General features: G+C 42.3%; 15 protein-coding genes and 3 tRNA genes. 12 read left to right on the top strand and 6 right to left on the bottom strand.

Annotated elements, in window-relative coordinates; all coding sequences use genetic code 11:
* The 6 genes from folP to C2M30_RS03000 all read left to right on the top strand — a co-directional run bounded on the left by folP (window position 1) and on the right by C2M30_RS03000 (window position 4,213).
* Window positions 1–849, top strand: coding sequence for a dihydropteroate synthase (gene folP, locus C2M30_RS03025; RefSeq protein ID WP_105170628.1), 849 nt, complete (start codon window positions 1–3; stop codon window positions 847–849).
* The gene (gene glmM, locus C2M30_RS03020; RefSeq protein WP_105170627.1) at window positions 839–2,197 is read left to right on the top strand and encodes a phosphoglucosamine mutase; all 1,359 of its coding nucleotides are present in this window, start codon (window positions 839–841) and stop codon (window positions 2,195–2,197) included. Before folP ends, glmM begins: the two co-directional genes overlap by 11 nt.
* 62 nt (window positions 2,198–2,259) lie before the next feature.
* On the top strand, window positions 2,260–3,009 hold the full coding sequence (gene tpiA, locus C2M30_RS03015) for a triose-phosphate isomerase (RefSeq protein ID WP_105170626.1): 750 nt from the start codon (window positions 2,260–2,262) through the stop codon (window positions 3,007–3,009).
* 2 nt (window positions 3,010–3,011) lie between these two features.
* Entirely contained in the window at window positions 3,012–3,368 is a 357-nt protein-coding gene (gene secG / locus C2M30_RS03010; protein ID WP_010560479.1) for a preprotein translocase subunit SecG, read from the top strand.
* Window positions 3,369–3,382: 14 nt separating this feature from the next.
* Window positions 3,383–3,469 (top strand) — tRNA-Leu (locus C2M30_RS03005).
* Window positions 3,470–3,631: 162 nt separating this feature from the next.
* The gene (locus C2M30_RS03000; RefSeq protein ID WP_105171139.1) at window positions 3,632–4,213 is read left to right on the top strand and encodes a GNAT family N-acetyltransferase; all 582 of its coding nucleotides are present in this window, start codon (window positions 3,632–3,634) and stop codon (window positions 4,211–4,213) included.
* 54 nt (window positions 4,214–4,267) lie between these two features.
* Here C2M30_RS03000 and C2M30_RS02995 read toward each other — a convergent pair whose 3' ends face one another.
* Together C2M30_RS02995 and queC are read right to left on the bottom strand one after the other, a co-directional pair.
* On the bottom strand, window positions 4,268–5,704 hold the full coding sequence (locus tag C2M30_RS02995; protein WP_105170625.1) for a YfcC family protein: 1,437 nt from the start codon (window positions 5,702–5,704) through the stop codon (window positions 4,268–4,270).
* A 241-nt stretch (window positions 5,705–5,945) separates the two neighbouring features.
* Entirely contained in the window at window positions 5,946–6,608 is a 663-nt protein-coding gene (gene queC, locus C2M30_RS02990; RefSeq protein ID WP_010560474.1) for a 7-cyano-7-deazaguanine synthase QueC, read from the bottom strand.
* A 98-nt stretch (window positions 6,609–6,706) separates the two neighbouring features.
* Between queC and queE the strand changes: the two genes are divergently transcribed.
* A complete protein-coding gene (queE, locus tag C2M30_RS02985) occupies window positions 6,707–7,372 on the top strand; it encodes a 7-carboxy-7-deazaguanine synthase QueE (RefSeq protein WP_105170624.1) in 666 nt (221 codons plus the stop codon).
* A gap of 68 nt (window positions 7,373–7,440) precedes the next feature.
* Here queE and C2M30_RS02980 read toward each other — a convergent pair whose 3' ends face one another.
* The gene (locus C2M30_RS02980; RefSeq protein WP_100913093.1) at window positions 7,441–9,012 is read right to left on the bottom strand and encodes a LysM peptidoglycan-binding domain-containing protein; all 1,572 of its coding nucleotides are present in this window, start codon (window positions 9,010–9,012) and stop codon (window positions 7,441–7,443) included.
* A gap of 99 nt (window positions 9,013–9,111) precedes the next feature.
* The gene (gloB, locus tag C2M30_RS02975) at window positions 9,112–9,876 is read right to left on the bottom strand and encodes a hydroxyacylglutathione hydrolase (RefSeq protein ID WP_105170623.1); all 765 of its coding nucleotides are present in this window, start codon (window positions 9,874–9,876) and stop codon (window positions 9,112–9,114) included.
* A 60-nt stretch (window positions 9,877–9,936) separates the two neighbouring features.
* On the opposite strand from gloB, the gene C2M30_RS02970 reads away from it, so the two are divergent.
* Window positions 9,937–10,707, top strand: coding sequence for a class I SAM-dependent methyltransferase (locus tag C2M30_RS02970; RefSeq protein WP_010560470.1), 771 nt, complete (start codon window positions 9,937–9,939; stop codon window positions 10,705–10,707).
* Here C2M30_RS02970 and C2M30_RS02965 read toward each other — a convergent pair.
* Together C2M30_RS02965 and rnhA are read right to left on the bottom strand one after the other, a co-directional pair.
* A complete protein-coding gene (locus C2M30_RS02965) occupies window positions 10,700–11,554 on the bottom strand; it encodes an MBL fold metallo-hydrolase (RefSeq protein WP_105170622.1) in 855 nt (284 codons plus the stop codon). The genes C2M30_RS02970 and C2M30_RS02965 overlap by 8 nt on opposite strands.
* 61 nt (window positions 11,555–11,615) lie before the next feature.
* Window positions 11,616–12,086: a ribonuclease HI gene (rnhA, locus tag C2M30_RS02960; RefSeq protein ID WP_105170621.1), complete on the bottom strand. Its 471-nt coding sequence runs from the start codon at window positions 12,084–12,086 to the stop codon at window positions 11,616–11,618.
* A 62-nt stretch (window positions 12,087–12,148) separates the two neighbouring features.
* Here rnhA and dnaQ point away from each other — a divergent pair, with 62 nt between their 5' ends.
* The 4 genes from dnaQ (at window position 12,149) to C2M30_RS02940 (ending at window position 14,505) form a co-directional block, all read left to right on the top strand.
* Complete coding sequence (gene dnaQ / locus C2M30_RS02955) at window positions 12,149–12,865, top strand: DNA polymerase III subunit epsilon (protein ID WP_105170620.1); 717 nt, start codon at window positions 12,149–12,151, stop codon at window positions 12,863–12,865.
* Window positions 12,865–14,205: a TIGR03503 family protein gene (locus C2M30_RS02950; RefSeq protein ID WP_105170619.1), complete on the top strand. Its 1,341-nt coding sequence runs from the start codon at window positions 12,865–12,867 to the stop codon at window positions 14,203–14,205. The genes dnaQ and C2M30_RS02950 overlap by 1 nt, the downstream gene beginning before the upstream one ends.
* A 123-nt stretch (window positions 14,206–14,328) precedes the next feature.
* Window positions 14,329–14,405, top strand: a tRNA-Asp gene (locus tag C2M30_RS02945).
* Between the two features lie 23 nt (window positions 14,406–14,428).
* Window positions 14,429–14,505: transfer RNA gene (locus C2M30_RS02940), tRNA-Asp, on the top strand.
* Window positions 14,506–14,518 lie beyond the last annotated feature (13 nt).

The following is a 14,518-nucleotide window of genomic DNA, read 5'->3' as shown; positions in this document are numbered from 1 at the left end:
ATGTCTACTATCAATTTACCAAACGGCAAGGTACTTGACCTAAGCCAAACCCATATAATGGGAATACTTAACCTCACCCCAGACTCTTTTTCTGATGGCGGCAGTTATCAACAAATCGACAGCGCTGTCATTTCGGCTTTGGCGATGCTTGAAAATGGCGCGACCATTATTGATATTGGTGGTGAATCAACGCGTCCTGGTGCACCTGATGTTGCATTAGAAGAAGAGCTTGCGCGCGTTATTCCAGTTATAGAGGCGATCCGCAAAAAGTCAGATTGTCTCATTTCCATCGATACCAGCAAAGCAGAGGTAATGCGTCAGGCGGTGAATGCGGGCGCTGATATTATTAACGATGTGCGTGCACTGCAAGAACCCAATGCCTTGGCGACCACGGCTGAGTTGGGCGTGCCGGTGTGCTTAATGCATATGCAAGGGCAACCGCGTACCATGCAATCAAACCCTCATTACGATGATGTGATAAATGATATTAAACAGTTTTTTGTTGAGCGTATAGCTGCTTGCGAAGCTGCAGGTATATCGCGCGATAAAATCATTCTCGATCCTGGCTTTGGTTTTGGTAAAACCCTTGCACATAACTACCATATTTTAAAATACATAGACGAGTTTAGAATGATGGGGTGTGAAGTACTTGCTGGCTTATCGCGCAAGTCGATGATTGGTAATTTATTAGGGCGCGATGTAGATCAGCGTTTAGCTGGCTCAGTTGCGGGCGCGCTTATCGCCGCGCAAAAGGGCGCTAAGATTATTCGAGTACACGATGTTACAGAAACCGCCGATGCACTTAATGTATGGCGGGCCTGTGAACAAGGAATTACAAATGAGCAATAGAAAATATTTCGGCACCGATGGTGTACGTGGTGAGGTAGGGCAGTTCCCAATCACCCCAGAATTTGCATTAAAGCTTGGCTGGGCGGCAGGTAAAGTACTGTCTAAAGCGGGCACTAAAAAAGTGATTATTGGTAAAGATACACGTATTTCGGGCTATCTTCTTGAAACATCGCTTGAAGCCGGTTTAGTAGCGGCTGGTATTGATGTTATTTTATTAGGTCCAATGCCAACGCCTGCAATCGCGTATTTAACACAAACGTTCCGCGGTGAAGCAGGTATTGTTATTAGTGCCTCTCACAACCCTTATCAAGACAATGGCATTAAGTTTTTCTCATCACAAGGCACTAAGTTAGATGATGCGTTAGAGCTTGAAATCGAAGCCATGATGGATGAAAAAATGACGTGTGTTTCTTCAGAATCGCTCGGTAAAGCAAAGCGCCTTGATACTGCAGCAGGACGTTATATCGAATACTGTAAAAGCCAGTTCCCAAGCGCTTTATCGCTCGAAGGTTTACGTATTGTGGTTGATTGTGCCAATGGTGCAACGTATCACATTGCACCTGATGTTATGCGCGAACTTGGCGCTGAAGTGATTAAAGTAGCGTGTGAGCCAAATGGTTTAAATATCAACGCAAAATGCGGCGCAACCCATGTTGATACCATGATCCAAAAAGTGCTTGAAGTAAAAGCTGACGTAGGTATTGCCTACGATGGTGATGGTGATCGCGTGATGATGGTTGACCATAAAGGCCGTGTATTTGACGGTGATGACATTGTTTATATCATTGCGAAATACGCGTTCGAGAAAGGTGAACTTGGCGGCGGTGTTGTTGGCACTGTAATGTCTAACATGGGCCTTGAAAATGCGCTTAAGTCACTCGGCGTTGAATTTGAACGTTCAAAAGTGGGCGATCGCTATGTGCTAGAGCTATTAAAGCAAAAAGGCTGGAAAATTGGTGGCGAAAGCTCGGGCCACATTCTAAATCTTGACCGCATCTCAACGGGTGACGGCATTATATCTAGCCTACAAGTGCTTGCAGCCATGGTTGAGAGCAATCAAACACTTGAAGATTTAGGTCAAGGCTTTACAAAGTACCCAATGAATATGATTAACGTACGCTATGCAAAAGGCACTGAACCGCTTGCAAGCAACGATGTTAAGTCTGTGATTGCTGAAGTTGAACAGCAACTGGGTGATAAAGGTCGTGTGTTAATTCGTAAGTCAGGCACAGAGCCTGTGATCCGCGTTATGGTTGAAGCAGAAAAAGAAAAGCAAGTCTTCGATTTCTCAAAGAAAATTGCTGATGTTGTTGAATCTATAAGCAAACAACTCGAAAACGCACAATAACTTCTTGTAACTTTTAGCGAGTCAGGATAACATCCTGCTCGCTTTCTAAATTGGAGTAAGCAATGGCACAACGCAAACCTATGGTTGCCGGCAACTGGAAAATGAATGGCTCACTTGAGCTTGTATCTGAACTTGCCGAAGTAATCACGAAAATTGATACCTCTGACGTTGATATTTTAGTTTTCCCGCCATTCCCTTTAATTAAATCAGCACTTGATGCAGGTTTGAAAGCAGGCGCACAAACAGTGTCAGAAAATAATGCAGGTGCATTTACTGGCGAAGTTGACGCCAAATTGATTCACGCACTAGGTGCAAATTACACCTTGGTTGGTCACTCAGAAAGACGTGCTATTTACGGTGAAAGTAACGAAACAGTTGCTGCTAAATTTGCCAAAGCACAAGAAAATAATCTAACACCGATCCTATGTGTTGGTGAAAGTGAACAAGAACGTGAACAAGAATTGACCGAACAAGTTGTTTGGCAGCAAATCGATGCGATTATTAGCAAATTAGGTGTAGATGCACTTGCTAATAGTGTGGTAGCATACGAGCCCGTTTGGGCAATAGGCACAGGTAAAACTGCATCGCCTGAACAAGCACAAGCTGTGCACAAATTTATCCGTAGCAAGCTGGCTGAACTTAACAGCGAGTTAGCTGCAAAAATACAACTGCTTTACGGCGGTAGTGTTAACGAGAACAATAGCGAACAATTATTTGCGCAACCAGATATTGATGGTGGGCTAATAGGCGGAGCAAGCCTTAAAGCTAATAGCTTTGCAACCATCTGTAATAGCGCAAAAGGAAATGGCTAACAATGTACGAAATTTTATTAGTAGTTTATCTTATCGTCGCACTTGCTTTAATTGGATTTGTATTAATCCAGCAAGGTAAAGGTGCTGATATGGGTTCATCATTTGGTGCTGGTGCGTCTGGAACCGTTTTCGGTTCAAGCGGTGCTGGTAACTTTATGACAAAAACAACAACCACTTTAGCAACAGTGTTCTTTATTTTAAGCATTGTGTTAGGTAACTTAACAGCAGGTCAGATTAAACAAACTGACGAGTGGTCAGATTTATCATCAGACGCTCCTGCTGCAACGACAGTTGTTGCTGAACCAAAAGATAAAGACGTTCCTGCTTCACAAGACAAAAGCAACGACGTTCCAAACTAATAAATAACATCTTCGCGGATGTGCTGGAATTGGTAGACAGGCAGCGTTGAGGTCGCTGTGTGAGCAATCACGTGAGGGTTCAAGTCCCTCCATCCGCACCAAATATTTAAAACCCAAGCTAATGCTTGGGTTTTTTTATGCCAAAATTTTGTATGGCGTTTCAAAGAACACGATATTCTTGCTTGAAAAAATAAACTGTTTTCAGTTACTTATGCTGTGTTTTTTGGAAAATATTAAATTAGCAATAATAAGAAAGATAAATGATGTGGATTAAAAAACAGGTTATTGAAGGTCAGCATGTAATTTTGGAACCCCTTTGTTTAGCTCATACGGAAGCCCTTAGTACAGCGGTAAACGATGGTGAACACTGGAGGTTATGGTTTGCTAATGTACCAACGCCAGACAGCATGGACCAATATATTGCTGAGGCGATTAGTCAGATGGAAAAAGGCAATATCGCTTACGCAGTGCGCCATAAAGCAACAAATCAAATCGTTGGCACGACACGTTACTATGGTGTAGATCGTGAAAATAAGCGCGCGTTAATTGGCTACACTTGGTATGCAAATTCTGTAAGGCGAACAGCAGTCAATACAGAATGTAAATACTTGCTATTAAAACAACTTTTTGAACAAAGTAAGGCAATAGCAGTGGAATTTCGTACGCATGTGAAAAATGATGCTTCCAGAACCGCAATAGAGCGTTTAGGTGCAAAACAAGATGGCATTTTACGCAACCATCAAATCCTAAAAGACGGCAGTATTCGTGATACCGCAGTGTATTCTATTCTTAATACTGAATGGCCAAATGTAAAAGAGCAGCTATTAGCTAAGCTCTGTAAATAGATGTGTTACAAAAAAGCCACCGTATTCGGTGGCTTTTTTATGCTTGTAATTGAATTAGCTATTTGTTGTTACTTGGCTTTCAACCCCAGCAATTTGCGGTTGCACATCTAAACCATAGCCAAAGAAAGTGGCGGCGATCAGTACGACAGAGGCTGCAATCATTAGTTTCACTAATAGCGGCAAGCAGAACTTAAACCACAGACCATAAGGCACACCTGCCATACCTATAATGCCCATCAATACCGCATTGGTTGGGATAATCATATTCGAAAAGCCATCGCCAAATTGATACGCAAGTACCGCAACTTGGCGTGGTACACCTACTAAATCACCAAGCGGCGCCATTAACGGCATAGTAACGTACGCTTGACCTGAACCCGATGGAATAAAGGTATTTAGCAGAGTTTGAATAACAAGCATACCAACAGCTGATATTTCTGCGCTCACATAAGAAAGCGGTAAACTCATACCGTACACTAGGCTGTGCAGAATTTTACCGTCGTCTAAAATGAGTGCGATACCGCGAGCAACACCGATTAGAATTGCCGTAGTTACTAAATCAGAGGTACCTTCAATAAATTTGTTAGCAGCAGTGTTGGCATCAAGTTTACCCAATACCGTAATAACAAGGCCCCACGCAACAAATAAGCCGCCAAGTTCATATAAGTACCAGCCTTTGGTTGCAATGCCCCATACAGCGATTACTAAGGTGGCAATAAAGCTTAATAACACCAGTTGGTGACGACGATTAAGCTTAGGATAATCATGGGTTTCTTTACCTTCTAACGGACAAGGAATACCAGCCATTAACGAGCGAGAAGGGTCCGCTTGTACTTGTTTGGTGTATGACCACACATGATGGAAACCGATTAATACGAACGGCACGAAAATCGCTAAACGTAACCATAAGCCTGAATAAACAGGTACTTCGGCAATTTGTTGGGCGATTAATACAGTAAACGGATTAAACGCAGATACGCCATAACCGATGCCATAGCCGGCAACAATCATACCGACCGCCGTCATCGCATCTAGGCGCATGGCTTTACATAATGCCACTAAAATAAGTACAAATGGAATGTATTCGCCTGCGGTACCAATCGCACTTGAGGCAAGGGCAAAACAAAAGACGACGGCAAAAATAAGTTTTTGCGGCTTATCGCCATGTTTCTCTAATAAACGGCCAATTAACGCATCTACTGTGCCTGTAGCGCGTGCAATTGCGAGTACACCACCGACAATTAATACAAAAAAGATAACATCCTGTGCAGCGGCAAATGCACGTGGAATTGCCGTTAGAAAGTCCCACGGCGTAAGGTAATGACTTTCAGTGGCAACTTGATAAGTGCCAGGCACAACGGCTTGGCGGCCATTCGCTGTTTCTACGGTATCAAAAAAGCCTTGGGGTACAATCCAAGTAGCAAGATAAGCGACAAACATCATCGCTAGTAGTAAAACCAGCGTATGAGGTACTTTCAATGTCTTAGGCATAAATAAATCCAGTTGTGGGAAAGGCCAATAGTTTATTCGTAATTTGGGTGCTTAAAAAGAGGGGATTGTAAACAAATTAGAATGGCTTATCGCGAAAGAGTGTAACTTATGCGTGGAGTACAAATGTGGCTTTAGTTTTTAAGGTGCATAACAGCAATGAAAATGAGTTTTGCGAATGGAGAGAGGAAAACAAAAAAGCACCATTTGGTGCTTTTAATGTACGTTAACTAACAGGTTTTAGTTAATTTGCTTCATATGGTAGTGGATCGCTTGCCTGGTTTAGCTCAAATGCTTCTAAACGCTCTTGGCAAGCGCCGCATTTACCGCAGGCTTTTTCTCGACCGTTGTAGCAAGTCCATGTCTTACTGTAATCGAGGCCCATATTTAAACCGTCGGTTAAAATCTCAATTTTAGTATTGTTTAAGTATGGGCTAACTATTTCAATTTCTTCGTAGTTAGCGATGCGGCATACATCATCCATTTTTTGTACAAATTCAGGGCGGCAGTCTGGATAAATTGCATGGTCACCTGAGTGGGCACCGTAAAATACCTTATTGGCTTTAAGTGAAACTGCATAACCAACAGCAAGTGATAATAAAATCATATTGCGGTTTGGTACCACAGTTGATTTCATGCTTTCTTCTTCGTAGTGACCTTCCGGTACGTCAATATCGTCAGTCAGCGATGAGCCACCAATTAACTGGTTGATTGCCGAAATATCAACAACCTTATGAGAAATGTTTAATTCCGCACATACGTCTGCTGCGACTTTTAATTCTTTAACATGACGCTGGCCGTAATCAAACGAAAGTGCATACACTTCATAACCTTGGCGAATGGCTTTATTTAAAACGGTATATGAATCCATTCCACCAGAGTAAATTACAACAACTTTTTGCGACATATTTCTCTCACTTTAGCTATAATAGCGGTTTTTGCGGGCGCGATAGTCTACACCTTCGTGACCTTGAAGACAAATCTAGCAGTAATTAGAGGCGTACGTTGTACAAAATTAACGAAGTATTCGAAACCATTCAAGGTGAGGCAAGTTACACAGGTTGCCCATCTATATTTATTCGCTTGCAAGGGTGTCCTGTGGGATGTGCTTGGTGCGACACTAAGCAAACATGGCATACGGACGATACTTATTTAGTTGATCTCTCTGACACAGTTGAAAAGAAAGCTGACTCGGATTATTTTGCTAATTGCACCGCAGAACAAATTCTTGCGCTAATTCGCGACAAGCAATATCAAGCAAAGCATATTGTGATCACTGGTGGTGAGCCATGCATGTACGATTTAAATCCACTTTGTGAATTACTTCATGAAAACGGGTTTTCTACGCAAATTGAAACCAGTGGTACATTTGAAATTTTAGCGCCAGCAACAACGTGGGTAACGGTATCACCAAAAATTAATATGCGTGGCGGCTATAAAGTACTTAAAAGCGCCATGCAACGTGCTAACGAGATTAAACATCCAGTTGCGATGATGCGCCATGTTGAGGAGTTAGAAGAGCTGTTTGCTGAAGCAGGGCATACGCCAGAACTCGTTTATTTACAGCCTATTAGTCAAAAGGCAAAGGCAACGCGCTTAGCGATTGAAGTGTGTAAGGCTAAAAACTGGCGCTTATCGGTGCAAGTGCATAAATATATTGGTATTGCTTAACTTTCATTAGTTAACGTACGACAAAAAAAGGCGCTAAATAGCGCCTTTTTTAATATGTTTGCTTAGTGTTAACCTGTTTTTACATCCACTTTTAGTTTTAGCTTTTGTCCAGGTTGAATGTATTCATTCTTGGCAATGCCATTCCATTTCATAATGTCCGATACTGACACTTTATACAAACCCGCAATGCGCGCTAACGAATCACCTTTGCGCACTTTATAGGTGATGGTGCGTTCAGTCACATTACCCGCTAAGGTTGAACTGGTTTTTTGATAAACCGTTAACTGCTGGCCAAGACGTAAGGTCGCATTTTTGCGTAAGTTATTCCACTTCATTAAGTCTTTGGTTGATACTTTATATTTACGACCAATTTTCCACAGACTATCGCCACTAACGACGGTATGCGTAGTTTTGCGGTTTGCTTTGTTGTTAGCTGCAATACGCATTGGACCGCTTAATAAGTTATTGTCTATTTGGCCATTACTTAATGGCACAAACAGCTGTTGACCAACGCGAATAGTGTTGTTACTCAACTTGTTTAGCGTTTTGATGCTAGTTGTACTGGTATCAAATTGCTTGGCGATTTTTGATAGGCTATCGCCTGATTTTACTGTGTATTGCTGCCAACGAATGCGATCTTTAGCATCCATTTTGGCAAGTTGTGCTTTGAAGCCATAAGCTTTATCTGCTGGTACAAGTAGCTTATGCGGACCGGTTGGATCGGTTGCCCAACGGTTAAATGCGGGGTTTAACTTATACATTTCAGTCACTGGAATGTCGGCCATTTCAGCGGCTTTTGCTAAGTCAATTTGACCGCCAGTATTAACCAATTCAACCGCAGGCTTATTATCTATTTTTTTCCACGTTACTTTAAACTCATCTGAGCGCGCAAGTAAGTCTGATAACGCTAGCAGTTTAGGTACGTATTGGGTTGTTTCTCGCGGTAAATCAAGCGACCAAAAATCTGTTGGTAACTGCTTTTTACGGTTCTTTTTAATCGCACGTAATACACGACCTTCACCTGAATTATATGCTGCGATCGCATTTAGCCAATCACCATCAAGTGTTTTGTGTAAATACGTTAAATATTCAAGTGCAGCGCGAGTAGACTCGGTAATATCGCGACGACCGTCGTACCACCAATTCTGCTTTAGGCCGAAACGCTCACCTGTGGCTGGCATAAACTGCCAAATACCAGAAGCACTGCGGTGCGAGTAGCCAAATGGGTCAAATGCGCTTTCAACAATAGGTAATAGCGCAATTTCAATAGGGATCTGACGCTTTTCGACCTCTTCCACAATATAGTGAAGGTAGGGAGTACCACGTGTGGCGATACGATCTAAATATTTTTGGTGCTTAGCGTAGTAATTACGCTCGGCAACTACGGCACGATTTTGCGGCACAGGAATCGAAAGCTGATAGCGAATTCGCTGCCACACATCGTCAAATTCAGGGATTTGTTCAATGACTTCTTGCTCTTCTTCTGCAAGTGCAAGCACTGTTAATGCATCATATACGTCTTGTGAGCTGGCTACTTTATAGTTTGGCTCTGCCGTATTTTCTGATTGAGATTGATTTGTCGTTTGACAGCCCACAAGCCACACACTGGCGCTTAGGGCAATTATTTGCTTATAAGTCATTAATACAAAATACCGAGTTAAAACGGAACGCCGAATAATACCGATCTTGGCTAAAAATTGCCAATTTCATTTATTTTTATCATTAATTGATAAATAGATTTAATAATTGTCCTTTAGTTCCCTTAAGGCTGCAAAAACACTGACATCGTTTATTTCGGTAATTGAATTTTTAGCTAACACGCTGGTTCTTACATTATGTTCATGAGTGCGCAAAAATGGGTTTATCGCCTTTTGTTGTTCTATTGTGGTAGGCAAGGAAATATCACTATGTTTGGCAAGTTCATCGCGATAGGCAGCAAGCGTATGATTGTCTGGCTCGATATATGAAGCAAAATCTAGGTTGGCACGCGTATATTCATGGGTGCAATAAACCTGTGTTGAATCGGGCAGGGCTGCGATACGTAAAAGCGATGTGAGCATTTGTGATGGTGTGCCTTCAAATAATCGACCACACCCACCATTAAAAAGTGTATCGCCACAAAAAATCATGTTTTCATTATAATACGCAATATGATCAAGGGTATGTCCTGGCACATGCATAATTGCTAAGGTTAATTGTAATTCATCCAGAGTTATAACAGCGTCATCTTCAAGTTTATGGGTAATGCCGTCAAACGGGCTGTTGCTCGGGCCGTATACAGGTAAACCACTAAACTTCGTAACCAGCTTTTCAACCCCATTAGTGTGATCCCAATGATGATGGGTAATTAAGATACCTGTAAGCGATAATGAGTGCTCGCGGCAGAACGCTAATACGGGTTCCGCGTCACCTGGGTCAACCACATAAAGCTGTTTGTTGTCTTGATTAACCAATGCCCAAATGTAATTGTCGTTAAACGCGGGAATGGGAATTACTTGTACCATATTGACTTGCTCTGTTATGTTTACTCTGTAGGCTATCTCTCATTATAACGAGGCAAAGACTTGAAACCAGCGCTAAGTTTACAAAATACCATTCAACCCCATTCTTGGTATGATTTTCCTCATGGCGAATACTTAAAACAAGAAATCGAGCAAATCTTCACGCCGTGGTTAAACCGAATTTTTGGCTATCACTTGCTCAAAATTGGTGAGCTGAGCGCTGAGTTAGATACCTCTGCGTGTGTTATTAAACACCAAGTAAATGTCGCAAACTCGAGTAAAGCCGGAGTAAGAGCGCACATTGATGAATTACCTTTTTCTGAACAAACAGTCGATGGCTGTATATTAAGTCATGGTTTGGAGTATTTAACCGACCCACACCACTGCTTACGAGAAGTGCATAGAGTATTAATGCCTGGCGGCTACTTAGTGCTTAGCGGGTTTAATCCATTTAGCTTTTGTGGCTTGGCGCGCATACTGCCTTTTGCCAAGCAAAAGTTACCGTGGAGTGGGCGCTTTTTTACCCCAGCACGAGTAAAAGACTGGTTACATTTATTAGGGTTCGAAGTGGTATTTGAAGAACGAGCGATTTACTCATCGCTTGCTCGCGGTAAGCGGCTATCGCGTTTTGCAGCGTGGCAATCGTTTTGCCAACATTATTTAAAACCGACGGGTAGTGTATACGTGATTGTGGCAAGAAAACGTGTGGCGCCATTAACGCCGATTAAACCGAAATGGCATGCTCGTCCGCAATTTAATCCAGCGGTAAGAGGTGTAGGGCTAAGAAGCACTCCTCGAAATGCTTCTATTAGCTCAAAACGTGAATCTAGTTAAACGTTAGCGGTATTTTTAAGTAAGTGGTGCCATTAGCTTCGGCTTCGGGAAAGTGCCCCGCATTGATATTTACTTGAATTGAAGGGTGAATCAATTTGGGTACCGCTAAATCGGCATCTCGCGATTCGCGGGTTTTCACATAATCGTGTTGCGTAATGCCGTGCTTTAAGTGCACATTATATTGTTTTTGCGCCTCAACACTGGTAACAACACTCACTTCGCGACCATTTGGTTGATAATCATGGCACATATATAAGTGGGTATCGTTACCAAGTTCAAAAATGCGTTGAATTGAGTGATACAGTTGGCTGGCATCACCGCCTGGGAAGTCGCAACGCGCCGTGCCGCTATCTGGCATAAACAGCGTATCACCAACAAATGCACTGCCATCGACAATATAGGTAACGCTGTCTGGCGTGTGTCCTGGTGTAAACATCACGGTAACCGCTTCTTCACCTAAATAAAATACTTCGCCATCGTCGAATAAATGGCAAAATTGACTACCATCCGTTGGAATATCGAAGTTAAATACCTTATTAAAATGCTGCTGTACTTGCGTAATGTGCTTGCCTGTTGCCACTTTAGCACCGAGTTTTTGCTTGAGGTATTGCGCGGCAGATAAATGATCTGCGTGGGCGTGTGTTTCTAAAATCCAATCAACATCTAAGTGGTGGCTATCAATATAATGAATAATCGAATCAGCAAACTGGTAGCCGACGTTGCCTGAAGCAATATCAAAATCAACAGCGGCATCGATAACCATGGCTTTTAAGCTACGGTTATCAAATACCACATAACTGATGGTTGAAGACTGTTTGTGAAAGAAACTTTCAATGGTTACATTCATACTAGCAAAAACTGGATATATCAAATATGGAATAAGATATATCATAGAGTAATAAAGAGATCTAGCTTTGCGCTACGAATCCAGTATCTTCAAGCAAGTCGCTACTTTCTGCGGCCTCTCTGGCTAAGTCGTCAACGCGTTCATTTTCTGTGTGACCCGCATGCCCTTTCACCCAGCGCCACTCAACGTGGTGCTTTGAATTGGCAGCATCAAGGCGTTGCCACAGATCTTTATTTTTTACATCTTGCTTGCTGGCGGTTTTCCAGCCGCGCTTTTTCCAGTTGGCAAGCCAAGATTCAATACCTTGTTTCACATATTGACTATCGGTAGTGAGAATAACCTGACAGGGCTCTTTTAATGACTCTAAGCCAATAATCGCTGCGAGCAGTTCCATGCGATTATTTGTAGTTAAGGTATAACCTTGACTCAACTCTTTTTCATGACCTTTGTAGCGAAGTAGGGTGCCATAGCCACCTGGACCTGGGTTGCCCAGACATGAACCATCAGTAAAAATCTCTACGTTTTTTTGCACAGTTTGCCTTTAAATTATGTAGAATGAAGTTATTAACATAACAAAATTTGTGATTTGGTGATATGGCTCACAGGCAAATAGTACTGGATACTGAAACAACGGGTATCGACCCTAAGCAAGGGCACCGCATTATTGAAATCGGCTGTGTTGAATTAGTAAACCGTAGGCTCACCGGAAATAACTTTCACGTTTACATCGATCCAGAGCGAGATATTGAAGACGAGGCGATTTTTGTACACGGTATTACACGCGACTTTCTTGCGGGCAAACCTAAGTTTCGCGATGTTGCGGAAGAGTTTTTAGATTATATCAAAGGCGGTGAGCTGGTCATTCATAATGCAGCGTTCGACGTTGGCTTTATGGATCATGAGTTTGCGCTGCTGAGACAAAATTACCCCAAAACCCACGACGTTTGCCAAGTACTCGATACCCTTGCGATGGCGCGTGATTTACACCCTGGGCAAAAAAATAACCTCGACGCCTTATGTCGCCGCTATGATATTGATAACTCAAAACGTACATTGCACGGCGCTTTACTCGATTCAGAGATATTGGCTGATGTGTATTTAGGCATGACAGGTGGTCAAGTAAGCCTTAACCTTGCCAATAAAGAAGGGCAAAGTGGTGATAACAGTAAAGGTATTCGCCGACTTTCGCCAGATAGACCTCGACTAAACGTCGTATTTGCCGATAACGAAGAACAAGCGGCACACTTAGAGCGCTTAAATTTAGTTAATGATAAAGGTGGCCACTGCCTTTGGCTTACTGAGGACGCATAATGAAAAAATGGTTGTTAGGGTTTTTTAGTTTATTTTTGATTTCGAATAGCTTTGCGCAGCAGACTGAATTAGACGTAATTCAACGCAATAGCGAACAAAATGAACTTAAGATTTTCGACAACCGTTTTCGCATCGACTATCAAGTTGATGAAATCACGTTACTCTTCTTTCGACAAAAAGGCACACCAGCAGTTATTCTTGTCAGGCCCGATGGTAGTAAAATTTATGCGACTACCTCGCTGGGTGATATGAATATTGAATGGTTTGATGACGAAACCTACGACATTATAAAAATTAAAAAGCCAATGCCAGGTCCATGGCAAGCCATCGGAAAAATCCTACCCGACAGTAAATTAATGATCTTAAGTGATATTGAATTACATGTAGATCCGCTGCCACCACTATTATTTAAAGGCGAAACCATTAAGGTAACAGGTCGCTTAACAAATGGCGGCAAACCTATTGAAGAAGGGCTGTTTCGTGATTTAGTGACGTTAAATGTCGATTTTGTTAGCACGAACAATAAGGACTACCTTAATTTTGGCGCAAAGCCGGTACCTATTGCAGAACTATTAGATGATGGCAAAGGCTATGATGAAAGACCGGGCGATGGTGTATTTACTGGTGAATTTACGCTTAATTTTGCCTCTGGTGAATGGCAACCTGAATACGAAGTACGAACGCCAATATTAAGACGCAGTTTGGTAAAAGATCCCATTATTATCGAAAACGCTCCTATTACCTTTGAATTTAGCGAAGCGGGTGAGGGCGAAGAGCACCATCAGCTTACGCTTAATGTGAATACCGAAAAAGTACAGCCCGAATCACTCATTTATCAAGGGACAATTTTTTACCCTAATGGCGAGACGCAAGCCTTTAATCTTGAAGCGCAAGATAAAGCAGTGCGTGAATTAAAGCTCGTTAATTATGACTGGGGTGTTTATGAAGTCGAACTTACCTTATTTGGTAGCAATATAAACGGGCGTGAATTTGTCGCTAAAGTTGATAAGCAAGAGTTTGAAATTGATAAACCGATTGAAGCTGTACCAGAACAACCTGCACCCATTTTACCGGAAATAAACCAAGAACCTGAACTGCCACCAGAGCCAGAACTCGATGTTGAGCAAATTATCATCTGGGCAGTGGTGGGTAATGTGCTTATTATCTTTATTGGCTTTATTGTGATCCGTGTATTTATTCAGAAAAAACCGTTATTAGGTGGCTTGATGAGTAAATTGAAGAAAAACAAAAAAGGCCAAGAAGAACAAAAAGTAGCGGGTTCTGAGCAGAAATCAGACAGTTCAGATGAAATTTTGAACCTTTCGTTGCCAGATGAGTAAAAAAGCGAGAAAAAAGCAAAAAAACTATTGACTCTTAAAGGGGTGATTCGTATTATTCACGCCGCTGTCAAGGAGCACTGAGAGTCAAATCAAAAGTGAGTCATGACAGGTTTGAAATGACGCGGAGTGGTAGTTCAGTTGGTTAGAATACCGGCCTGTCACGCCGGGGGTCGCGGGTTCGAGTCCCGTCCACTCCGCCAATTATTTCAAACGTTACTCTTTAGGAGTGGTAGTTCAGTTGGTTAGAATACCGGCCTGTCACGCCGGGGGTCGCGGGTTCGAGTCCCGTCCACTCCGCCATTAATTTAAAGAG

The organism is Pseudoalteromonas sp. T1lg24, from assembly GCF_002964745.1.
Taxonomy (GTDB): domain Bacteria; phylum Pseudomonadota; class Gammaproteobacteria; order Enterobacterales; family Alteromonadaceae; genus Pseudoalteromonas; species Pseudoalteromonas spongiae.
The sequence above is the reverse complement of the archived record's forward strand: the minus strand, read 5'-3'. Positions and strand labels throughout refer to the sequence as shown.